17 protein-coding genes and 2 pseudogenes are annotated in these 22,550 nt (G+C 55.8%); 3 read left to right on the top strand and 16 right to left on the bottom strand.

Annotated features, from left to right (window positions below; translation table 11 throughout):
- Nucleotides 1-41: 41 nt before the first annotated feature.
- The 8 genes from JCM13996_RS08875 to JCM13996_RS13245 form a co-directional block, all read right to left on the bottom strand.
- The gene (locus JCM13996_RS08875) at nt 42-857 is read right to left on the bottom strand and encodes a Cof-type HAD-IIB family hydrolase (protein ID WP_054750864.1); all 816 of its coding nucleotides are present in this window, start codon (nt 855-857) and stop codon (nt 42-44) included.
- Nucleotides 858-1,016: 159 nt separating this feature from the next.
- The gene (locus JCM13996_RS10560) at nt 1,017-1,532 is read right to left on the bottom strand and encodes a class C sortase (protein WP_162205210.1); all 516 of its coding nucleotides are present in this window, start codon (nt 1,530-1,532) and stop codon (nt 1,017-1,019) included.
- Nucleotides 1,484-1,786, bottom strand: coding sequence for a hypothetical protein (locus tag JCM13996_RS08865; RefSeq protein ID WP_156321935.1), 303 nt, complete (start codon nt 1,784-1,786; stop codon nt 1,484-1,486). Before JCM13996_RS08865 ends, JCM13996_RS10560 begins: the two co-directional genes overlap by 49 nt.
- 73 nt (nt 1,787-1,859) lie before the next feature.
- Entirely contained in the window at nt 1,860-3,356 is a 1,497-nt protein-coding gene (locus JCM13996_RS08860) for a SpaH/EbpB family LPXTG-anchored major pilin (protein ID WP_054750861.1), read from the bottom strand.
- Nucleotides 3,357-3,420: 64 nt separating this feature from the next.
- Nucleotides 3,421-4,500, bottom strand: coding sequence for a pilin N-terminal domain-containing protein (locus tag JCM13996_RS08855; RefSeq protein ID WP_054750860.1), 1,080 nt, complete (start codon nt 4,498-4,500; stop codon nt 3,421-3,423).
- A gap of 11 nt (nt 4,501-4,511) precedes the next feature.
- Nucleotides 4,512-4,724, bottom strand: a complete 213-nt coding sequence (locus JCM13996_RS08850) for a hypothetical protein (RefSeq protein ID WP_054750859.1) — start codon at nt 4,722-4,724, stop codon at nt 4,512-4,514.
- Nucleotides 4,717-7,758: an MSCRAMM family protein gene (locus JCM13996_RS08845; protein WP_054750858.1), complete on the bottom strand. Its 3,042-nt coding sequence runs from the start codon at nt 7,756-7,758 to the stop codon at nt 4,717-4,719. Before JCM13996_RS08845 ends, JCM13996_RS08850 begins: the two co-directional genes overlap by 8 nt.
- 272 nt (nt 7,759-8,030) lie before the next feature.
- Entirely contained in the window at nt 8,031-9,347 is a 1,317-nt protein-coding gene (locus JCM13996_RS13245) for a branched-chain amino acid transport system II carrier protein (RefSeq protein WP_439646481.1), read from the bottom strand.
- 192 nt (nt 9,348-9,539) lie between these two features.
- Here JCM13996_RS13245 and JCM13996_RS08835 point away from each other — a divergent pair, with 192 nt between their 5' ends.
- On the top strand, nt 9,540-10,010 hold the full coding sequence (locus JCM13996_RS08835) for a ribonuclease H family protein (RefSeq protein ID WP_054750857.1): 471 nt from the start codon (nt 9,540-9,542) through the stop codon (nt 10,008-10,010).
- 58 nt (nt 10,011-10,068) lie between these two features.
- Here JCM13996_RS08835 and JCM13996_RS08830 read toward each other — a convergent pair whose 3' ends face one another.
- Complete coding sequence (locus JCM13996_RS08830) at nt 10,069-10,971, bottom strand: LysR family transcriptional regulator (protein ID WP_054750856.1); 903 nt, start codon at nt 10,969-10,971, stop codon at nt 10,069-10,071.
- Nucleotides 10,972-11,388: 417 nt separating this feature from the next.
- On the opposite strand from JCM13996_RS08830, the gene JCM13996_RS08825 reads away from it, so the two are divergent.
- On the top strand, nt 11,389-12,582 hold the full coding sequence (locus tag JCM13996_RS08825) for an aminotransferase-like domain-containing protein (RefSeq protein ID WP_054750855.1): 1,194 nt from the start codon (nt 11,389-11,391) through the stop codon (nt 12,580-12,582).
- A 53-nt stretch (nt 12,583-12,635) separates the two neighbouring features.
- Here JCM13996_RS08825 and JCM13996_RS08820 read toward each other — a convergent pair whose 3' ends face one another.
- The 7 genes and pseudogenes from JCM13996_RS08820 to JCM13996_RS08790 all read right to left on the bottom strand — a co-directional run bounded on the left by JCM13996_RS08820 (nt 12,636) and on the right by JCM13996_RS08790 (nt 19,799).
- Complete coding sequence (locus JCM13996_RS08820) at nt 12,636-13,805, bottom strand: AI-2E family transporter (protein WP_054750854.1); 1,170 nt, start codon at nt 13,803-13,805, stop codon at nt 12,636-12,638.
- Nucleotides 13,806-14,109: 304 nt separating this feature from the next.
- Nucleotides 14,110-15,767, bottom strand: a pseudogene (locus JCM13996_RS08815) (peptide ABC transporter substrate-binding protein).
- 618 nt (nt 15,768-16,385) lie between these two features.
- Entirely contained in the window at nt 16,386-17,000 is a 615-nt protein-coding gene (locus JCM13996_RS08810; protein WP_054750853.1) for a hypothetical protein, read from the bottom strand.
- Between the two features lie 207 nt (nt 17,001-17,207).
- On the bottom strand, nt 17,208-17,810 hold the full coding sequence (locus JCM13996_RS08805) for a nitroreductase family protein (RefSeq protein WP_054750852.1): 603 nt from the start codon (nt 17,808-17,810) through the stop codon (nt 17,208-17,210).
- A 94-nt stretch (nt 17,811-17,904) separates the two neighbouring features.
- Nucleotides 17,905-18,282, bottom strand: a complete 378-nt coding sequence (locus JCM13996_RS08800) for a DUF1634 domain-containing protein (RefSeq protein WP_054750851.1) — start codon at nt 18,280-18,282, stop codon at nt 17,905-17,907.
- Nucleotides 18,282-19,127, bottom strand: coding sequence for a sulfite exporter TauE/SafE family protein (locus JCM13996_RS08795; protein WP_054750850.1), 846 nt, complete (start codon nt 19,125-19,127; stop codon nt 18,282-18,284). Before JCM13996_RS08795 ends, JCM13996_RS08800 begins: the two co-directional genes overlap by 1 nt.
- Nucleotides 19,128-19,178: 51 nt before the next feature.
- Nucleotides 19,179-19,799, bottom strand: coding sequence for a hypothetical protein (locus tag JCM13996_RS08790; RefSeq protein ID WP_054750849.1), 621 nt, complete (start codon nt 19,797-19,799; stop codon nt 19,179-19,181).
- Nucleotides 19,800-20,015: 216 nt separating this feature from the next.
- Between JCM13996_RS08790 and JCM13996_RS08785 the strand changes: the two are divergent.
- A pseudogene (locus JCM13996_RS08785) lies at nt 20,016-22,403 on the top strand (helicase C-terminal domain-containing protein).
- Nucleotides 22,404-22,550: the final 147 nt, after the last annotated feature.

Genomic DNA, 22,550 nt, shown 5'->3' with positions numbered 1-22,550 from the left:
CCCATGCGTTCACATGAGCCCCTTTGCGTAATTATTCTCATTTACTCAGTTTTGAGGTAATCCGCCAAAAATTTGGCAATACCGTCATGCTCATTATCGTCCGTCGTGTACGCAGCGATTTTCTTCACGGCCGGTACCGCGTTGCCCATAGCCACGCTGACACCCGCTTCCTGCATCATGCCAATATCGTTCATGCCGTCACCAAAGACGATAGTCCGGGACGCCGGGATCCCCGTTTTGGCCTGCAATTCCCGCACCGCCGTGGACTTATCAATGCCACGGGGAATCAGTTCCATGTTGTCGTGGTTCGATGCCGAAACGTGCATCAAGTCCATAGCGGCCAATTCTTCCTGTGTGCGCCGTAACCCCTCGGCGTCGCGCGGACTGATGACGATCCCGTTAGTGATCCTGTCAGCACGCTTCAACAGGTTTTCTAGGGTGCCGACCTGTTTAACGCCGACAGTCAACCCATCCGGCTGGAACACGCGCAGTGCGGCTTCAACAAAAGTCGGCGGCGTCTGGGTGTAGTACACCGTATCATCGCTGAAGTAAAAGGCGGACAAACCATGACGCGAAGTCACGTTGTTAGTCTGTGTCAGGGCTTCTTTGCCCAGCAGGTGGTGCACCCGCTGACCGGAAAAGTCATAGACCGCCCCGTTAGCGCCAATCACGCCGGCACGGTCGCTGACCTGCTCGGCGATGATCTTGGCGAGCGCGTACATCCGCCCCGTCGCCACAAAGAACGGGTGACCCGCATCCATGGCTAAGTTAAGTGCTGTGACGGTGTCGGGTGATACGTGCTGGTGGTCCACCGCCAACGTGCCGTCAATATCCGTAATGATCAAATGTGGTTCCATGTCCGGGTCCCCTTAATTCGTTTTTATCTCTTATTCTAACAGACATGGCAAATTCCACCACCTCCGACTTGTTGTGTGTCATTGGTTCTGGCGTAGTGGCGCCTCGCAGGTGACGCGGCCTCCACGAAATTAACAGCCAGGACGAAGTTGACAACTAACCTAGCTAACACCACTAACTGATTTCCGCCGCCACCGCCAGATCAAGGTGGCGCCAACGGACAAAATGGCTGCGACAATGCCCACGAGGAGCGCAACGCTGCGGTGATACCGCGACTCAGCGTCGTCCTTGGTCGCTCGCGCTACTTGGGCCGTATACGGTACCCGCCGGCCGGTCACCAGCAGCCGGTGGGAGTTGACCATGTACGGTGTGCACGTAATCAGCGTAGCCAAGTCCTCCCCTCGTTCCGGTGCCAACTCCCGCACGGCGGTGGGCAACACCGTCTGAATACGGAATACCTGGTAGGCGTAATGTTTACCCGCTACGGTCATGACGAAGGTGTCCCCTTTACGCAGCCGGTGAAGATTTGTAAATAGACGCTTGGATGGCACCCCGCTGTGTGCCGATATCGCCGTGTGTGTACCGCGACCGCCCGTGGGTGCGTCGGTTCCTGGCACCACACCCGCGCCTACGTGCAACGCTTGCGCACCAACGTTGTCGAACAGCGGTAGCCGCACGCCGATCCGCGCGATGGTAATACTGCCAGAAGGTGTGCCCGCACGTCTTTGCTCAGGTTCTTGGCATCAAAGCTGTCTTCTGGAGTCGCTGCGTCCTGACGCTGCAACCGGGCGGCGTACTTGGCCGCATCTTTGTCCGCTGCGCGTTGCGTCTGGTGGTAAACCACCACGTCATTCACCAGCTGACTCACAAAGGGGTACGCGCACACACAAAGCCCCGCCACCAGGATGATTCGTGCCCATATTTGCCGCATGTGCCGCCACTCCCTTCCATTATATGTATGTAACCCACGATACTGTGGGTTACCGTTGATCATGCTGCTACCGCTATGCTTGTGCGTGGCGCCGCCGCATCAGCAGCAGGGCCGCACCCATCAAGCCAATACCCGCCAGTAGGAAGGCCAACCAGCCCATCCCACCAGTCATTGGCAGGAAGCCAAAGTTTTCGGGATCGTTTTGAACATAGATCTTCGCCGTGTCATCAAAGCTACCATCCTTAATCGTGAAACGCGTGCTCTTGTCCTTGATGACGTAGCCGTCCGGTGCCTGGGTTTCTACTAGCTGGTACTGGCCATCCGCCAAGCCCCGCACTACTACCAGACCGTCTTCGCCAGACGTGTACGTCGTGGCAGCATTGATATCATCCGTCCAGTTAATTTCATCTTTACCAACTACCGCGTATTGGCTACCACGTTGAACCACGAATTTAGCGCCTTTCAACGTCTTGTCGTTGCCAACCGTGGAAACCTTAACGAACTTGTGCCCACCAGTTGCCACTTCAGTCGAATCATCATCGAGATCGTGTTTCTGGTCGTTGGCCGTTTGGTAGGTAACGTAGAATTTGTTACCGATTTTCGTATCTGGCGTCGCGTCGTCCGTGATGAACGCAGAGTACGTAATCGTCACCGTCTTGCCGGCCAGGCTAGCAAAGAAGGCTTTGCTGTCCGCGTCCGTCAGGTTAAAGTCATACTGCCACTTAGTCCGCGAGTCATTGAAAACGAAAGTACCCTGGGCTAAGAATCCAGCCAGGTAATCATCACTCGTGCCGTTGACCGTGATGCTCTTGATAGCGTCATACTGTGCACCAGTACCCTGAAATGCGTCCCAGATGTTAAACATCTTCATGTCCGTAATGTTACTTGGAATCGTGAACCTGGCCTGGTAGTCGAACCGGTCCCCAACTTCATGACGCTGAGTCTCCGTCGCCGGTGCCCCTTCGTCATCCAGGAGCACCTTGTCGACCCCATAGTTCTTTGGGTACAGGTGGATGTCCCGCAAGCTTTGACCCTCGTTGTTTGGATCCGCAACTGGCAGGGCTACCACCATTGGCAGTGACCCGGACGTGACCGTCCCTGGTACCGTCGTTTCAACGATGATAAACACCGAGTTCATGGAGGCCCCACTCGTCAGCTGCGTTTTAGCTGGTAGGTGTTGCCAATTGATTCCACCCTCGGTATCGGTGAACTTTTCAGCACCAATTGCACCATCTTCGTAGTCACCCAGTGCGGCGAGATTGTTAGTAAATTTTTCCGCCAACGTCTGGCCGTTCTTCCCATCATATTCCTGATAGAACTGTTCACTGATGTTGTAGATCGTAAACCCAGCGCCTTCCAGGGGCTCACCGGGCATTGTTTGTTCCAACCCACTGTTCTCAATCGTGGTGTTTTCCGTCAGTTTAGACTTGTGAATCGTGATGCTAACATCATCCGTGGTGGCGGTTGCGGCCCCCACCGGCCGGAGCGTGGCTAGGCTCGCAAGAACCCCAATCAACAGGATCAGCGTGCCTAGCAGGCTCCCCCAATAACCTATTTTTGCGCGTTTCATGGCGTTTCCTCCTCATCTTGTTGGGGACGCCAGCGTGCGTGCTGCACCCCCTCATTACCAGTCATCATTGATGCTTGTGCGCATTCTTTGTCTGAACCTCCACTGTGGCCCGACGTAGCCGCCGGCGCCAAATTATCGCTAAACCAATCATGCCCAGACCAATAATCACAGCCAGAACGGACCAGTATTGGCCCAACTGCGGTAGCCATCCCCGCGTCGCTTTGCCCGTCGCGGTGGTACCCGTCCGGGCCGGACCCGTAGTACTGGTCGGACTCCCAAGCCCCGGCGTGGTCCCGCCGGTTTCTGGCACCGTGGTGGTCTTGGCGTTGTTGTACACGTACGGGCGGCCGCGCTGGATAATGGCAGCCGTCAAACTACCACTACTCGTCTCGGTCACCGCCTGCCCGTTGATCACGACCGGATTATAGGTTCCATCCGCGTGGTACGTGCTCGTCGGTACCGTCATCGCCACGGGCTGTTCCAGCAGCTGGTAACCGTCAGGAGCCGTCACTTCGACCCACTGGTAGTCCCCCGCCGGAAACATAATTTCGCCCGTAGTTAACAGACCGTGGTCGCCAGACGTGAACCGACGTAACTTGGCGTCCGTTTGCGGTTGCGTGCTGGTTACCCACTGCAGTTCCTGTAGGTTGTCCTGCTCGGCGGCCAGGTATTGCCAGCTACCGGCTTGCTGCCGCCGTACCACGAACGCCGCGCCCGTTAACCGGCTCTCAGTGCCATTAGCTTGCCGCCCAATTTTGAAGAAGTACGGGTCACGCTGGTACGCCACGTTCTTCGGGTAGATGTGCAAAGCTGCGGTGCTGGTGCTGTACATGTTCGGCACCACCAACATCCCCGGTAGGGACGTCACGTCAACGTTCGCCGCCCCGGCAGTATCAGCATCCTCCACGATGAAGTACGCGGTCGGCTGCCCGTCACGCACCCGCGCCACCGGGAAGCTCGCTACGCCGCGTTCGCCACTGCTACTAGTAGCGGTAGTCACGTCCGCAGCTACAGGCAACTCCTGTTTGGCTGCCACGTCGGCCATGGCGGTGGCGGTCATATCGCCGTTGCCATAGACCTGAACGAAACGGTCCAGGCCGCCGTCAAAGTCGCGCAGGTACTCGGTCGCATCGTAAACCGTCATCCGCACGCCGTTTAAACCAACACTGTTGCTAACGCCGCGTGGTCAGTCGCCAACTCCGTACCCTGATTCGCAATACTCGGTAGTTCATCCCGGCTATGGTACAGCCGTTTGTGGATGGTCACCGTAGTCGTGGTCTCCGCCGCGACCGGCTGGGTAACCATAAACATGAGGGTCAGTCCCAGTACCGCCAGGATGGTGACTACCAACCAACGTAACTTAGTCATGACCATCACCTCCCCGCCGGCGCTGCACCAGTGCCCAAGCACTACCGATCATTACCAGCAACAATCCGCCCACCATGTAGCCCCAGAGTCCGCGGCTACCCGTGTCGGGAAGTTTACCCGGATGTGGGGTCACCGGCGTGTTATCAACCGTGATGTGGGCTGTGTTGTCCTGCTTGTCTGGCAGAAGCTGGTAATCCAACGCTACTTGGTCACCCGTAATTGGGTCGCCAGTGACATCCACGTAGGTGGCCGTGATACCAGTAGCCGTCACCACCAGCTTGATGCGGCGGGTGAGGCTTTCAAACCCGGTCGGCGCCTGCGTTTCGTTGATAAAGTACGTGCCGGCCGTTAACTTGTGTGCAAAGGTTAACTTGCCGTCATGACCAGACGTCTGTTCATCTAGCTGGTTGCCTTGAGCATCAGTCAGTTCAAACTGCGCGCCCGCCAGTGGCTCCTTGTTCTCGCCGTTACGCTTGAGTAGCGTTAAAACGAACGGTTTGAGGTGGTTCACGACTTGCGTATTGGTCGGCATCCCTCCGGTCCACGCAACACTGCCGTCATTCTGCACCTGTACCTGATAAATCGTCGTGTTCGGTACGAACCCGGCTGGTGGCGTCGTTTCCTTGATGGTGTATTCACCTGGTGCGACGTCAGCGAAGACGACCTGGCCGTCCTTGTCAGCAAACACCTCGGCTCCCACCGGTTTACCATCACGGTAGAGGGTGAAGCCGGCTCGGGCCAGTGGCTGACCGTCGCCGTCAACTTTGTTGAAACGAATCTTGCCGTTCACCTTGTCGCCAAGGTAGACGGTTACTTCGTTAGTTTGACGGCTGTACTCTCCCTGACCTGCAACCGGCATCATTGTCACCGTTGCCTGGTTGTCCAACTTGGCGCGTGGGTCAACGTCCGTCGGATTCGTCGTGACTTTGACCGCTAACCGGATGGTGAAGTAACCACCAGTAAAGGCGATGTCACGCACGTAATCACCGTTGGTCATCGTAATTGTGACTTGTTGTCGTCCGTTGACCATGCTTGTGTGCACATTTTGATTGTTAAGATTAATTCCGGTCGATGAATCCCCAGTAATGAAGTCGCTGAACAACGTGACTTGATCATCACCACCAGTTAAGACCAGGTGTTCCGGGAGCAGGTCGCTAATGGTGATCTTCTCTGGCTTGGTCAGATAATCAGTTAACGAGTACGTCTGCTGGTTGATGTAGTAGTAGAATGTCCCGTTCGGGTGGTACTGGTTCACCAAGCCCTCGTCTAAATCGTTGTTGGTCCACGTCGCGTCGTCATCCAGATTTACTTGGTCGGGGCTACCCCCACCATCGAGTTTCTGCGTGCTAACACTCTTCCGGTTTTCCAAGTAATCCGGAATCACGTGTTCACGGGAACCGCTCGATAGGGCTAGCCAAGCATTGTAGGAGGCACCGTACGTGCCCCGTTTAAAGGTGAACGTGTCACCGGTTATATCCAGGGCGACAGCACCTTTGTAGAAAGTGGCCGCGCCGGCCCAGTCTTCCCATTCGTGATCAGCATTATTGGGGTCGTAAGCCGTCTTGCCCCATTCGCCCCAAGTGTGGGAGGTGTAACCCATCGTTTGTTCACCACCCGACTTAGTGTTTTCGTATTCAGTCGCAAAATTACCCTTTGCGACCCCAACACGTGTATTTCCGTAGAATTGAAGGTGAGAAATATGGGTTGAATCATACTCGGCCTCACCAAAGCCGCCACTCAGAGGTTCAACAAACTCACCCGGATTCAGCGAGGTAAAGGTCAGCTGGGCTTGATTCGTCAGTCCACCATCGTCGCCAAAACTAACGCGAGTGTTTTTATCCCCCTTCACGAAGAAGGTGACGGTCCAATCGAAGCTGCGTACGTTAGCCAGCACCAATCCAGAATAGAAATTGTGGGAAAAATCAAACGCAAATTGGTTGACACCACCCCAATCGTTACCATGAGTAACGACGTTGTCGATCTTCACGTAGGCACCAATATCAACCACTTGGCCATTGCCATCCAGCACCGTCCCCACGTAGTCGTATTCCAACGTTAGGTTAACGTTACCCACGTTGTTACTATACCGACTACTGAAAATCACCGCAGTTGACCCGGCGACCGCGTATTCCTTGTACCGGTTGGTCTGCATCGCGCCAGCGTTGTTATATTCACCAGCTCCCGCGCTGCTACCCTTAGGCGTTATGCTGGCGCCAATACCAGCATCGTTCACATCTACCTGCAAATTGGCCGTCGCATTCCCCAGCAACCGTAAGTTAGTGGCGTGCAGAATGCTGTTCCCCGGGGCCTCAATTTTCGTCGTGGCCGCCGGTACGTCCTCCTCGGCCTTGTCGGTCGCCGTTTCCGGTGTGTCAGTCGCAGGTGACTCCTCAGCGGGTTCCTCCTCGGTCGTCGGTGCCGCTTCTGCCGGCACTGCAACTGGCAGCTCCGGCGCACTCACATCCGTAGTGGTGTCAATGTCCGGTGCTTCCTTCGCGGCCGCCGCCTCTTTGGCTGCTGCCACTGCCTCCTGCAGACTCGCCGGCAACGCCACCGTGTGTGGCTGCGCTGCCTCATCCTGCAACAGGTCGGACGTCACCGTGCCGCCCATGTCCTTGCCATCAAGTTGGACCCAGACCACCAGCTGCGTGGCATCCAAATCGGTGCTCACCACCAACTGGCCCTGGGCCGCAACGCTATACTCGGCTTCGTGGTACCATTCGTCGTCCGGATCGGTCGACCGTTCCAGGTCACCGTCACGCCGAACGACGGTCCCACTGCCATTTTCCGCTTGCGCCACGCGGATCCGAATCGCCCTAGTGGTGTGGTCGGTCGGATCGTGGCGATCAAAGTCGATCTGCCAGTCGATCCGGTCATCCACGACCGTCGGGGTGACCGTGACCCGCGCCGCCGAGTCATCGAGTACCGTGGCCGTATTATCAGCGGCGGTCACCGGCTGTACATGCCCCCAGAAGCCCTGCAGCTGCAGCAGCACCAGCAACATGACGGCACAAGCGTTAATCAGTCGTTTCATGCTATTACCCTCCCTTCATCCAAACTGCCACTCATCTTGCTTTGCCACACATCCCTCCCTTACCGGTTTCCGCGTAATCTCCTATAACCACAATCTACACAATCAAATAAGCCGACGTATTCAATTACGTCGGCTCACAATTGCACAAAATTCGGTTCATCACGGAAACCGCTTACAGAAGTAAATAACGCTAACTATTAACCCTATTTACGGCGATAAAAAAAACGCCCGTCACGGCGTTCATTTTTAAAAAAAAGAATTTTGTTGTTGATTTATGATTTCATTATTAAGCGGTGTCGCCGGTAACCATGGGCTACTAGACCAATGACGAAGCCAAGCAAAGCTGGACAAACCCACCCCAGTCCGAGGCTAAATCCAGGTAGGTACTGACCCCACCCAACGACCTGGTGCACCCACGCACCTTTAAGTCCAGTCGGCAGTGCGTTGAGCCCGTCCAGTAGTGCGGGGATAAACGTAAAGACGGTGGTCATCACGTACACCACGCGGTCATTATCAAACAGGTGCTCCGCCAGCGCCGTCAAAATTAGGACGATCGCTAGCGGGTAGAGGAAGTACATCACCGGCTCGGAAATGGCCAGGATAGCGTTGAGGCCCACGTTTGCAATGATCAGCGAGACCAGCGCTGACCAGAACACCACCGTCCGGTAATGGAGCCGCGGAAACAGCTCCACGGCCGTGTCACCAAATGACGTCAGCAAGCCAATCCCCGTTTTCAGGCAGGCGAGGATCACAATGATGGCCGTCAGGATACTGCCCAGGGTACCAAAATAATAATTGGAAATTTCGGCAATAATAACGCCACCATTGCTGGCAAAGTCAAATTGCCCCAGCGACGTCAGCCCCATGAAGGCCAGAGCAGCGTACAGGATCGCCATCAGCAAGGCCGCGATCCCGCCGGCCTTAATGGTGTCGGTCGCAATGGCTTTGGGTTTCGTCACACCCAAATCACGAATCGCGTTGACCACCACGACACCAAATGCCAGGCTAGCCAGCGCGTCCATGGTCATGTACCCGTTGGTGAAACCCTTGATGAGGGGCGCGTGCCGATAAGCACCGGAAACCATGTCCTGACTAAAGTGCCCCAACGGAAAGATAATGCAAAAGCCAGTAACAGGGCCAACGCCACCAGAAAGGCCGGCGTTAATACTTTGCCGACGTACGTCATGATACGCCCTGGTCGCCGCGCCAGGAGCCAAGCGACGAGGAAAAAAACAGAACGAGAATATCAACAGCGCCAACTTAGCGTGGTCGGCCGGAATAAACGTCGATAGGCCAATCTCGTAGGAAATCGTAGCCAGGCGCGGCGTGGCGAAAAGTGGACCCATGCACAGGTACAGGATAATCGTAAAGAAAAAGGCGTAGGGCCGGCCGACCTTCTGGGCTAAGGCGAAGACCCCGTCCGTCCGGGACAACCCAATGGCGGCGACCCCAAGTAGTGGCAGGCCCACACCGGAGATCAGGAAGCCAATCAATGCAGGAATCACGTTCTTACCTGAGGCTTGGCCCAGGAATACCGGAAAGATTAAGTTGCCAGCACCGAAGAACATCCCGAACAGCATGGACCCGATAAAAAAACAGGTTGCTACGGGTTAAACGTTGTTTTTCCATCTTTTACCCCTTACGTACACGTCAAAAAAACAGTCATTCAATTCTAACACATCTATTGACGCCATGCCGCCCAGTTGCAACGCGTACCTGCAACCAACCGACTACGCCGCTGTGCTAAACTGGGACGGTAAGCAAACCGAGGAGGACGAATGATGCCTAAGACAATTGAGCTCTACACGGACGGTGGCAACCGCAACACCGGCGTCAACAAGGGTGGTTCTGTCCGCCCCACTGACAAAAGTGCGTGGGCGGCGCTGCTCCGTTACGGCGACCACGAGAAAATGCTGTCCGGCGGTGAGTATGGCCGCACCAACAACTACATGGAAATCATGGCGGCCATTCAGGGCCTGTCCGCCATCAAGCGCACCGACATCCCTGTTAACCTGTACTCCGATTCCGCCTACGTCATCAACACGATGCAGCAGCAGTGGTACGTGAAGTGGCGCGCCAACGGTTGGCGTAAGCAGGGCAAGCCGGTCAAAAACGCCGCGCTGTGGCAGCAGCTCCTTGCCCAGGTGGACCGCTTTGACTCCCTCACCTTCAACAAGGTGAAGGGTCACGCCAACAATCGCGATAACAACCGCGTCGACGCCGCCCTCAACGCCACCATGGACAAAATGTAGTGTACGCAAAGAAGCTTCCGGAACGCCAACCAACTGGTATTTCGGAAGCTTCTCTGCGTTACGCCTGCGCACCTAGATAACGGTTACCGTACTCCTCCTGGAGGTAATCGGTGATCGTTGCGCGCATGTGGGCGACGCTGGGGGCTTGCGCCTGGGTCGGGTTGACCACCATGCACAGCGTCCGTTCAAAGTCGGTCGAAAACGGGTAGACGTTGACGTTCCCCACCAACTTGTTGAGGGCCAACTCCGGCAGAATTCCTAGACCCAAACCAGATTCCACCATCGACAGGATGGACTGGTCGTCAATGGAATACGTCAATGAATTGCCGGACACGTGGTAACGATCCAGTGCTCGCTTGGTGTCACGGTCATAGTCCTGCTGCTGCAAAATGAAACTGCGGCCGCCAATATCCGCGTCGTCGACAAACTCGCCGTTGTGGGGCTTAAAGTCCGTCGGCGTGACGCAGAAGATGCGGTCCTTAATCAGCGGCGTCACGTCCACATTACTGGAAACTGGCAATAGCGAAAAACCGATGTCGATGGTCCCGAGGCGCACCTGCTCGTTGATCTCGTTGAAGCCAGCCTGGACCACCTCAATGTTGACGTGGGGATACTTGGCCTTATATCGCTGAATGATTTGTGGAAGCCAGTTAGTGGACACGGACGAGAACGCCCCGATGCGCACGCGCCCGGCAGCCATACCGTTGATATCGTCGGCCACTTGCCGCAATTGTCCCTCCAGGTTCAGGATGCCCTGAATCACGGGTAGGACGGTTTGACCGTCGCTGGTCAGCTCCACCCCACTACGGTTACGGATGAACAGCGGAAAGCCTAGTTCCGTTTCGAGCTGACTAACACTGTGACTGACGGCGCTAGGGGTCACGTTCAGGTCGGCGGCGGCCCGGGCAAAGGTGCCCTGCGCCACGACGGCGGCAAAGACTTGGTAGCTAAAGTTCGACATGTTCATACCTCTAGTTGAATACATTTCAAGTTCAAATGAAATAGTTGAGCTTTATTTATTATAGGACGGGCGGTAGGGTTAAGGCAAGGAAAACCAGAGCGGAGCAATGCGGTTAGAAAGCGGAGTGTAACCGACTTGGGCTGGAAGGCCCGGGTTTGGCCTTTTAGTTCAAGTGGGTTATGCAGTAGCTTTCTGCATTGCGTAGCTCGACGAACCAGAGCGGAGCCCCGCGGGTAAAAGCGTTAGCGTAAGGTGCTTTGACCGAAAGGCCCGCTTTTGGCCTTTTGGTTGAAGGGCCTTACGCGGTAGCTTTTGCGGGGCGTAGCTCGACGGACCAGAGCGCAGCCCCGCGGGTAAAAGCGTTAGGTGCTTGGGCCCACGCAGCTCGACGATCATACTACATAAGGAGGAACAGCAATGGATTACGCGGAACGAACACAGCGAGCAACGGACAATGGGTTAGGTGACCTGTTGGCCGCGCCCACCAAGAACCAAATCAGCTTTGCGGGCGGCCTGCCCGATCCGCAACTGTTTCCTCAGCAAGAGTTGAGCCTCGCCTTTGCCACGGCACTGGCCAACCATTCTGGCGACCAATTCCAGTACTCCGACGCCCAAGGGTTTCGACCCTTACGCGTGCAGTTGGCGCAGCTCCTGCAGCGTGACGGCGTGCGGGCAACCGCGGACACCATTGCCATGACCCAGGGAGCCCAGCAAGCGCTCGACCTCATCGCGCGTCTGTACATCAACCCTGGGGACACCATCGTGGTGGAGGCACCCACCTACCCGGGTGCCATCAGCGCCTTTGATACCTACGAACCCCACTATGCGGGCGTGCCGGTGCAAAGTGACGGCATGGACATGGTCGCCCTCCGCCGCATATTGACCGCACGGCACGTTAAGCTAATTTACACCGTGCCGGACTTTCAGAATCCCACCGGGACCGTTATGTCCCTCGCCAAGCGGCGGACGCTGTTGGCGCTGGCCCGCGAGTTTGACGTCATGATTATTGAAGACGCCCCCTACCGCTGGTTACGGTATGACGGCACCAATCTACCCACATTGAGTGAACTTGACGATGGTCAGCACGTCATCTTTGTGGACAGCATGAGCAAGATCCTGGCGCCGGGCCTGCGCGTGGGCTGGGTCCACGCCAACCAAGCAGTCATTAATGACCTGGTTGCGCTCAAGAGCGGGGCCGACCTCGAGTCGAGCACGTTAACGTTGCGTGGTGTGAGCCAGTACCTCCACGACAACGACATCACCGCCCATATCACGGCGCTGCGGCATAGCTACCGTCACAAGCGGGACGTCATGCTCCAGGGATTGCGCGCCAACCTACCCGCCGCGGCGCAGTTAAGTTCACCACAAGGGGGCTTCTTCATCTGGGTCACCTTACCCACGGCGGTGGACACGGACGCGCTGGCCCGGCAATGCAAAGCCACGTTGGCGCTGGTACCCGGCAGCATGACCTACCCGTTACACGACCACCACAACGGGATACGCCTCGCCTTTACCCACTGCTCACCAGCCGAAATCACGGCCGGCTGTGCCCGTCTCGGCCACGCGGTGCAAACTGCACTGGCGGCGGCAACCACCCTGCAGGCACGTTAGCCCACGACAAAACGGCCGCACTCATCATGAGCGCGGCCGTTATTGTTGTCTCGTTACGATCGTGGTACGTCGTCATCCGCTTGGGGTTCATCCGTACTGTTCATGTAATCAAAGAAGCCGTTGTTAGGTTCCGCAATAAAGCACGTCAGCACGGTTTTAACCACCGCGTAGGCCGGAATACCCAGAATCACGCCCAGCAGGCCCCAGATATTGCCCGCGGTCAGCAGGATTACGATCACGGTCAGCGGACTAATGTCGAGGGTCTTGCCGATGACGTTCGGGTACACAAAGTTATTGTCGATCTGCTGCACAGCGACCGCCACCACGACGGCCCACAACACGTTTTGCCAGGATACGGTCATCGCTACCAGCACGGCCGGTACCGCCCCCAACCACGGGCCGATGTACGGCACCATGTTCATGACCCCGGCGGTAAAACCGATGGCCAACGCGTACGGCGTCCCGACGATGTAGTAACCAATACATGACAGGATGGCAACGATCAACATATCCGTAAACTGACCGGTGAAGTAAGTCTCCACGGTGGTGTTGACCCGGTGTAGCAAGTTAGCCACAAAGGGACGGCGCGCTGGCGGGCAGAACCGCTGGATGTTGCCCGAGAGGCGGTCACCATTCTTCATCAAGAAGTAGAGGATGATGGGTGCCATAAAAATGTTGACCAAGGCGTTACCGATCCAACTCACGATCGACGAAATCTCCGTGGCGTTATCACCCAACAGGTTTGCGAGGTACTTGATCAACTTTTGGTTATCAAAGTCGAGCTTTTTGACCACCGCGTCCAGCCCGAGACCCTGAGCAATGTCAGTCCCGGCCAATTGGTTGGCGAGCTTTTGCACCCGCCCGGCAAGCTGGGGCAGATTTTGCACGATGTTCACAACCTGGCTGGTGATGTGTGGAATCAGTACGGCGAGTCCGCCGATAACCAGCACTAGTAACAGCACAAAGGCGGTGATGTTAGCGGCCCGCCGCTTCATTTTGAGCTTCATCAGCAGTTTAACCAGCGGTCGCAATAGATAGTACAGGAACCCTGCAATGAGGAAGGGACCTAGTAAGGTAGAGAAAAAGGTGCGCAACGGCGCAAAAATAAACGAGATTTTGGTGCAAACAAAAATCAGGAGCGCCAAGAGCAGTAGTTGTACGGTCACGTACAACCAACGCGACTGACGGCTGGTGAGTCGTATCTTGTTCAGGGGTTGCTTCACGGGGTCCACTTCCTCTCAAACCGCTATTTACTCTCAGTATACAGGTTCCAGCATCTGAGCGAAACCGTTATCATGGCGATCCTGAAGTTGGTGGTGGCTGGACTACTGCGGAGGGGAAATTACCCCACGGTCCAGCCAACCGATCACATAAATTGCACCAACCATCCGGTACTATTCCCGAACCATGGTGCCATTACCGATGTACTGGCGCTGACCTAACCAAAATGGCTCCGTCCCGATACGTTGTGCGTATCAAGGCGGAGCCATTATTAACTATTGCATGACCTGTGTGACCAAGTACTGACTACTTAATGTACGCGTACTTGTAAGACCATTGCGTCCCGGCGGTGTTGTGAATGATACCACGGACATCGTCCTTCTTCAGGAAGGAGTATACGCTCTGGTACAGCGGCGTAACGGCCTGATCCTTCAGAATTACGTGGCTGGCATCAATCATGTCCTGCCAACGCTTGTCCGGGTTGTTGGCATCGGTAACGGAAGCCATCTTGACCAGCGCTTCGTACTGAGCACTATCGTACTTGCCGTAGTTGTATGAAGCGTCCTTCTGCAGAATCTGCAGGAAGGAAATTGGGTCGTTGAAGTCGGCGCCCCAACCAGCAAGTGCGATGTCAAAGTTGCCCCGCTGCTCGTTCTGGCGGGTAGCCTGTGACGGCATGCTCTGAATCTTCAACGTCAGTCCTGGCAAGTACTTAGCAGCCTGTGCCTTCAGGTACTGTACCACTTGCTGTGACGACTTATCGTCACCATCGTCACTTGGTGCCAAGATGGTCAAGGAAATGTTCTTGACCCCGGTTTCCTTCTGGGCAGCAGCCCAATCAGCCTTGGCCCGCTTGATATTGTAGTCCAGCGTCCCGGCAACGGCCTGGTCCTTGGAGAAGTCCTTCCCCGTCTTTGGACTAGCAGCCAGTGAGGTGGAAACCAAACCGGTTGGGATCACCGTACCCTGACCGACGACCTTCTTGGCCAGTTGCTTGCGGTTGACCAACGCGGAAATTGCCTGCCGGAAGTGGGTGTTGTTCAACACCTTCTGCTTGTTGGCATCGCTGTCCGCCCGGTTGTATTCCAAAAAGCTGACGTAGGAGTACGGGTAGATCTTGTATTCCTTGTTGTGTGCGTAGTTGTTAACCTGGGTGGCCTCCAACTGTGTCAGATCAATTTTGCCGGTCTGGTAAAGGTCCAGGCTGGTGCTGGCATCACTAACCACCATGTAGTTGATCTTCTGCAGCTTAACCTTCTTGGCGTCCCAGTAGTCCTTGTTCTTGACGAAAGTCCACTTGTTGCTCGTACCGTTCCACTTGGAAATCTTGAACGGGCCCGTGTAAGCCGAGTACTGGGCCTTGGTACCGTACTTCTTGCCGTACTTAGCGACCACCTTCTGGTCCTGCGGCGAAAACAGTGGGTAGGCCATCAAGACCTTAAAGTAGGCGATGGGCTGGTCCAGCTGCACCACCACGGTATCCTTCCCCTTAGCCGAAATGCCCAACGTGTTGGGGCTCTTCTTCCCCGCGATGATGTCGTTGGCGTTCTTGATCCCAGCGAATAAGTATGAGTACGGGGACGTCGTCTTCGGGTTGATTGTCCGGCGCCATGAGTAAACAAAGGATTGCGCGGTAATCGGATCACCGTTACTAAACTTGGCTTTGCGCAACTTGAACGTGTAAGTACGCCCGTCCGCCGAAACTGAAGCGGACTTGGCAAGACCGGCCGTAGCTTCCCGTTCTTACCTAACCGGTAAAAGCTTTCGTAGACGTTCCCCGTCTGGCCATAACCCGTGGACTTAGAAATATCGATGGTATCTAGTTGTGCCGACGCGGCCAGGTTGAGCACCTGCTTTTTACTGCTACTCGTACTGCTACTTGCACCGCACGCAGCGAGTACCAATGCCGACGCGAGTACTACTGTCCCAGTGGCCACTAATCGGGCCCATGATTGCTTATGCATATTAAATTGCCTCCAGTTTTAACTGGCGGTCACGTAGAGGGTGACCGCACCGTTCTTCTTCAAAAAAAGTCCGCCCTATGCCCATGCGCATACAGCAAGGTTCTGCATCTGCTTCCTGTTTACACACCGAACAACACAACTGCTGGGCCATGCGACCACCCCCTTTCTTCATCTCATCATGTTTAGCCTTACCCGGATAGCCACAACTATCCGGGAGACAAAAAGAGGCGCCCCACAATCCGTTACCGGATTAAGGGACGCCCACGCGCGTTACCACCCTACGTTCACGTGCCGAAGCACGCCTCAACGGTACCACCACCCACAAATGGTAGATACCCGGCAAAGTAACGCTTGCCCACGAACCAGTATTGCTGGTTTCAGCTCCGAGGCCATCTTCACTACCAAACCGTTGATCCTTTACACCAAAGCGGACCTCTCTGAATAACGGTTAAAATAGCTACTCTTCTCATCATTGCCTAAACACGAATCTTAAACTGACGTCAGTGTACCGTTTATTGTTACTATCTGCAACTATCAAAAGTTAAAAATAACACATTTATCATTAAGCACTAACAGAATTGCTTACTTATAGTACCTACTATCAGTAATTAAAAAAAACTATTTTTTCACGGGCGTAATTTTGTTAACGACCCAGCCATGCTCAGACCGTTGCAATTCCCACAGTTGCGTGGTGGTCTGCGCCGGATCCGGTTCACTGGCCCCGACCCGCATGGTCACCCGTGTAATCGTGGCCCGGATGTGCAATTCATCTTTGGGCGTGGCCACCCGCTGCAAGTCATCAAAGGTCAGCTCGGTGTAACCCTGCGGTCCAGCATCAGGCGTCCAACCGCGCGTCAGTTGCGTCCACGCCTGTTTAGTCGTGTAGCGGGTCAACTCGGTCGTATCGCGCTGGTCAATCGCCGCCTGCACCTGCCGGGCCAAAGCCATAAACTCATCGCGATTACCCACGCCAAGCGGTAACGCCGTAGCTTTGCGTTCAGGCCGGGGCTGTTCGACGGCATCGGAAAAGGCGGTCACCCGTTGTTGCTGCTGCTGATTACGCCGCCGTACCCGCAGGCGGGGCACGATCAAGTACCAGAGGGCAAAGATGACGGCGATGAGGATGATGATGTTAATTGCTCCGCTACCGCCACTATTATTGCTTCCCCGCGCTGCTTCGCGCATCAGGTGGCGCAAACCAAATAGCCGCATACCCATGACCATATTCACCATACTGGTACCTCCTCATAACTTACTAACTTTAGTATAACGCTAATCCCTCAACACCTACGGATCCGATGCGGCGGTCCACCAAGCCGTCACGCCGCCGACCCTAACCAGTCACCGGGCCAGCGACCGCATAAAAAAAAGCCGCGATGGTGATCGCGGCTTTGGTTGAATATTTGTATTGTTGGTGCACGTGTATAGGGTTATTCGGTATTACTTGAGGACCTTGAACTGGTCGTCCTTGCTCATCTTGTCCTTGGCGTCAGCACCGGCCTCAATCGAACCAAAGTCCATCTGGGCGCGGAGCTTCCAGTTAGCCGGGATGTTGAAGGCATCCTTAACCAAGTCGTCGATAATTGGGTTGTAGTGCTGCAAGTTAGCACCCAAACCATTCTCAGCCAGTGCGACCCAAGCATTCGTCTGGATGGCACCTTCGGCCTGCTCTGCCCAATCCTTAAAGTTGTCTGCGTACAGTGGGAAGTCCTTTTCCAGCTGTGCAACCTGGTCGGTGTCCACAAAGTACAGAATCGTTCCGTAAGCCGCCTTGAAGCTGGCAATCTTGGCCTTCGTCTTCTCGTAAGCTGCCTCAGTTGGTACCTCACTCTTCAGACGCTTAACCACAATGTCCCACAGCTGGTCATGCTTATCGCCAAACAAAAATACGGCGCGCGTCGTCACGGCATTGAACGCATGCGGCGTTGCTTGAATGGTGTTCTCCAGCAGGTCGACGATTTCGTCGTCGCTCTGCTTAACGTTCTTGCCCAGTGCGTAAATGGAGTGACGCTGGTTCAACAAATCTAACAATTTAGTTTCCATGTTTTTCATAACCACCTTTAGTTTTTGCTTACAAGAGTTATCTTAGCAGCTTATTTTTTTGTAAGTACAGCCCCAAACGTATTTTCGGGTTATTTTATCCAAAGTAGCCGATGATCATCGCGACCACCAAAATGATGAGCACCACCGTCGTGATCCACACGTAGAGTTGGTCGTGCTCCACCATGAAGGCGTAGATCGACACGACTACCCGCAGCACCGGCGTCAAGATGAGGAGGAATAGCCCCACCATCATGACCGCATCGGCTTGTCCGTGCATCAGCCCGACAAAGATAGTCCCAAAGCGGTGGGGTTGGGTCGCAGCCGTTAACTGGCCCCCCTGAAACATCATCATAACTAACCCAATTAGGAGGACCACGACCGCCGCCATCACCCCAATGCGCATGATGCGCCCAATCATTAAGGCCACATACTTACTTTCTTCGCGGACATGGTCCCGTTCACGATTTTGCATTAGATGTTCACCCCGAATCCTTTCAGCAGCATCTGAATGCCCATGAAGCCAATAATGGGCACAAAGATCATCCGCAACAGACGCGTTGGCATCAGCGGCATAATGCGCGAACCGATCAGTGCGCCGCCCAAAATGCCTAAGGCCAGTGGTACCGCAATACCAGGGTGCAAGGAGCCGTTAAAGAAGTAGACCGTGGCACTAGCCGCCGCTGTTACCCCCATCATCAAGTTGGAGGTCGCACTGCTGGGCTTCAAGGGCATCTTCATGATGGTGTCCATCGCAATCACTTTGAACGCCCCACTACCGATACCGAGCATCCCCGACGCCAAGCCGGCGCCAAACATCATCGTCATCCCCCCAGGGACGTTGGTGACGGTGTAATCAACTTGCTTCTGGGTCGACTTGTCGAAGTACGTTCCGTTCAGCTTCAGCTTGGTGGCTAACTCGTCCGGGTGGTCAGCCGGTGCGGCGTCCGTTTTCCCAATCAGCTTGCGGATCATGTTGTAGGTGGAAAAGACGAGCAGAGCCCCAAACAACCAGTACAGGATACTGGACGGGATCATCCCCGTCAGGATGGCCCCTACGATCGCCCCCACCGTAGTCCCGATTTCCAGAAACATCGCCACCCGCAGGTTCAACATGTCATCGCGCAAGTACGCGATGGTCGCGCCGGAACTAGTCGCGATAACGGCCACGATACTAGCGGCAATTGCGTATTGGATGGGTAAGCCCATCAACACAGTCAGGACGGGGGTAATGATCATGCCCCCACCGATGCCCATGATGGCCCCCAGAATACCGGCACCCACACCAGTAATAATTAGCAAAATTATTTGGTTGGTCATAAATTCTCCCCCTAAGGCAACCCGCGTTACTTGGTGTTCTTCTTCGTGGTACTACGCTTGCGGGTCGTGGTTTTGGTTGTCGCCTTCCTCGTGGTCTTCTTCGCGGTGGCGCGCTTGGTTGACGCCTTCTTTGTGGTGGCTTTTTTTGGCAGTACGCGTCGTCCGCCGGGTCGTGGCCTGCGCTGCAGTCTTGGGCTTGACCTCTTCCTGCGGCTTGGCAGCTTCAGTCGCAATGTGGGCCAGCTTCTCGGTCACGGAATCAACGATTGCTTGACCGTACTGGTCGGGATGGGCCAAGAACTCATCGGCCGTGGCCACTTCGTCGATGCGGAGACCCGATGCGTTCAAAAACTTGTTTGCGACCACCAGGTACAACCGCACCGGCACAATTTCATCGTTGCCCAAAAAGTTGGTAATTTTCTTTGCGTCCGCCATCGGGAGGTTCACCACCCCCGCCTCTAGCGCCACGGTCGTCGGTTCGGCACTGGCGATGGTCACCACACTGCGCATAATGCGGCCCGCACCCAGATTAGTCTGGGCATCTGCCAGCAACGGCGCCAACGCGGCGGCGACCCCTTCTTGTTCCACTGCCACTGGCTGAACTGTATGTTCACTGATGACGTAGTCCGTGTTGGTCACGGCGTCTAGGTATTTCTGTACATTAATTTCCATTTAAATTGACTCTCCTCTAATTGCGGGCCACGTCGCCGTGCCCCCATACCTGCACTCATCATATCGAACCCCCGCACCCCCTGCAAGGTTGTTAGTAGTCAGGCACTGTTGAAACCTCTATACTGAATGACGCAAGTACCCTTGACCACGCGGCTACCATCAACCCCTTAAAATTGGGATACGATAGCCCTAGTAATAGTAAAGGAGGCGTGGTGAATGCCCACAACCAGAATTGGCGTCCGCGAACTAGTTGAATTTACCGTCCGCAGCGGTGACCTCAACCCAGTTACGCAAGCCAGCAATAATACCGCCATGATGGGTAGCCGCATTCACCGGCGGATACAGGACGCACACGCCGACAACGCCGACTATGAATACGAAGCCGAGGTCTACCTTAAACGTGACGAAACCATTGCTGGGGCGGACTACACCATCGACGGCCGGGCCGACGGGGTCATTACGTTCCCGGACGGACCGGTCGTGCTGGAAGAAATCAAGACGTCGGCCCGCGATTTTGACCAACTGACCGCCAACACCATTGACCGGTACTGGGCCCAGGCAGCAACGTACGGGCACTATCTATGCCAGGACCGGGACCTACCGGAGCTGACCATCGACCTCATCTACGTCAACACGCGAAATCAGGACGAAAGTCACCATCGCCGCGAGTACACCGCCGAAGAACTCGCCACCCAGTATGCGGCCCTCATTAAGGAATTTGCCAGCTGGATCAAGTTACGCAGCGACATCATTAACCGCCGTAACGAGACGGCCGCGGCTCTCAAGTTTCCGTTTCCTGAGTTTCGTGCCGGCCAACACGACTTTGCCGGGGCCGTATACAAAACCATCTACACCGGCCAGCGTCTGTTCGTGCAGGCGCCCACTGGTACCGGCAAGACCATTTCCACCCTGTTTCCCGCGGTCAAGGCCATGGGGGCGGGCTTGATTAACCGGGCGTTCTACCTGACGGCCAAAGCCGCCACCCGGCACGTCGCCGAGGACGCGATGACCCTGATGGGGGATGCCGGCCTGGTGGCCAAAAGTATCACCATCACGGCCCGCGACACCATCCGGTTTGACGATGAACCGGACGAGCCAACGCAAAATCCGTACATGCTGGGTTATTACGACCGGTTGAAGCCAGCCCTTCTGGACATGTTGGCGCACAACGACCGCATCACCCGGGCCGTGGTCGAAGAATACGCCCAAAAGCACACGGTCGACCCGTTCGAGTTTTCCCTCGACGCGAGCCTCTTTTGTGACGTCATTATCTGCGACTATAACTACCTGTTCGACCCGCGGGTGTTTTTGCAACGCTTTTTTTGCTAATCCCGACCCCGAAAACTGCTTTCTGGTGGACGAAGCCCACAACCTGGTGGACCGCGCCCGCGACATGTACAGTGCGGCGGTATCCCGCCAAGCCTTTGCGGACATTCTCCCCGCACTGAAGGGACTCAAAGGTGGTCGCATCACCCGCCTGCGCAAGAGTATCCGCGGGGTGGAGGACACGTTTGACGTACTCGACGCGAACCTCCAACAGGACGAACACTTCCAAGCGGACCCCATCGACCCGTTGATCGACAGTCTGGACGCCTTTGCCACCCAGTTTCACGAATGGTTGGAAGCCGAAAAGTCACCGGCAGTCGACCAGGTGCAGGACGCCGGGCTCGACGCTTTCTTTGCCGCCAACACCTACCTCAAAATTGCGGAGCTGTACGACGACGCCTTCGAAACCCGCGTCGCCCGTACCGGTGATGACATCACGGTCAAGCAAATGTGCCTCAACCCCAGCGAGTTCGTCGACGCGCGGTTGGCCCTCGGCCACGGGGCGGTGCTATTTTCCGCCACCCTGACGCCCATGAACTACTACCAAGATGTGCTTGGGGGCGTCGAGAACAGCCTCGCCTACACGTTGCCTTCACCCTTCCCGCCGGCCAACCAAGCGGTGGTCATTGCCAGCAACGTGCAGACTACCTACCGGGAGCGCACCAGGAGCTTACCAGCGTTGATTGCGGCGCTGACGGTCTTAGTGACGGCGCGGGCCGGTCACTACCTGGTCTTTTGCCCCTCCTACGCTTACCTACAAACCGTGCACGACGCCTTTGTGCGGGCCAACCCGAAGCTCGACGTGGTCACCCAACGTAGTGCGATGTCCGCGGCGGAACGCCAAGGGTTCCTGGACGCCTTTGCCCCCGGCCAGCCACCTGTTGTTGCTTCGCTGTCCTCGGGGGTAGCTTTGCCGAGGGTATCGACCTGCGGGGGCAGGCGCTCATTGGCGTTGCCATCGTGTCGGTGGGCCTCCCGGGGTTGTCCAGCGAAACTGACCGGATCAAAAATTACTACCAACAACGTAACGGCCAGGGCTTTGCCTACGCCTACCAGTTGCCCGGGCTGAACAACGTCCTCCAGGCGGGGGGTCGCGTGATTCGGGGTGCACACGATGTCGGGGTCATCCTGTTGCTGGACGCACGCTTTAACGAGCCGCGTTACCGGCAGTTACTACCCGCCCACTGGCAGGTCACGGCGACCACGCGCAGCACGCGTGAACTCGCGCAAACGCTGACGCAATTCTGGGCGGCACACCCTGAACCGAGCGATAAGTAACACCAACCGTAAAAAGCCCCACCAACCTTGTATGGTTGGTAGGGCTTTTTACTGTCAGGTCACTATGCCCCAAGGGTTGACTTTTACCCCCGATGGAACTATTATTGGTATAGACCAAAAGAGAGAGCACAACCGAGGAGGATAACA

The sequence above is a fragment of the Lacticaseibacillus thailandensis DSM 22698 = JCM 13996 genome, assembly GCF_001312865.1.
Taxonomy (GTDB): domain Bacteria; phylum Bacillota; class Bacilli; order Lactobacillales; family Lactobacillaceae; genus Lacticaseibacillus; species Lacticaseibacillus thailandensis.
Note: the sequence above shows the minus strand (reverse complement) of the source record. Positions and strands in the feature narration are given on the sequence as shown.

Excerpts from the sequence above, each read along its gene's own strand:
- JCM13996_RS08790 (WP_054750849.1), bottom strand. The coding sequence starts at position 19,799 with ATGGAAATTAATGTACAGAAATACCTAGACGCCGTGACCAACACGGAC.
- JCM13996_RS08860 (WP_054750861.1), bottom strand. The coding sequence starts at position 3,356 with ATGAAACGCGCAAAAATAGGTTATTGGGGGAGCCTGCTAGGCACGCTG.
- JCM13996_RS08845 (WP_054750858.1), bottom strand. The coding sequence starts at position 7,758 with ATGAAACGACTGATTAACGCTTGTGCCGTCATGTTGCTGGTGCTGCTG.
- JCM13996_RS08865 (WP_156321935.1), bottom strand. The coding sequence starts at position 1,786 with ATGCGGCAAATATGGGCACGAATCATCCTGGTGGCGGGGCTTTGTGTG.
- JCM13996_RS08810 (WP_054750853.1), bottom strand. The coding sequence starts at position 17,000 with ATGGTGAATATGGTCATGGGTATGCGGCTATTTGGTTTGCGCCACCTG.
- JCM13996_RS08850 (WP_054750859.1), bottom strand. The coding sequence starts at position 4,724 with ATGACTAAGTTACGTTGGTTGGTAGTCACCATCCTGGCGGTACTGGGA.
- JCM13996_RS08875 (WP_054750864.1), bottom strand. The coding sequence starts at position 857 with ATGGAACCACATTTGATCATTACGGATATTGACGGCACGTTGGCGGTG.
- JCM13996_RS08805 (WP_054750852.1), bottom strand. The coding sequence starts at position 17,810 with ATGGAAACTAAATTGTTAGATTTGTTGAACCAGCGTCACTCCATTTAC.
- JCM13996_RS08855 (WP_054750860.1), bottom strand. The coding sequence starts at position 4,500 with ATGACGGTTTACGATGCGACCGAGTACCTGCGCGACTTTGACGGCGGC.
- JCM13996_RS08825 (WP_054750855.1), top strand. The coding sequence starts at position 11,389 with ATGGATTACGCGGAACGAACACAGCGAGCAACGGACAATGGGTTAGGT.
- JCM13996_RS08795 (WP_054750850.1), bottom strand. The coding sequence starts at position 19,127 with ATGACCAACCAAATAATTTTGCTAATTATTACTGGTGTGGGTGCCGGT.
- JCM13996_RS08830 (WP_054750856.1), bottom strand. The coding sequence starts at position 10,971 with ATGTCGAACTTTAGCTACCAAGTCTTTGCCGCCGTCGTGGCGCAGGGC.
- JCM13996_RS08800 (WP_054750851.1), bottom strand. The coding sequence starts at position 18,282 with ATGCAAAATCGTGAACGGGACCATGTCCGCGAAGAAAGTAAGTATGTG.
- JCM13996_RS08835 (WP_054750857.1), top strand. The coding sequence starts at position 9,540 with ATGCCTAAGACAATTGAGCTCTACACGGACGGTGGCAACCGCAACACC.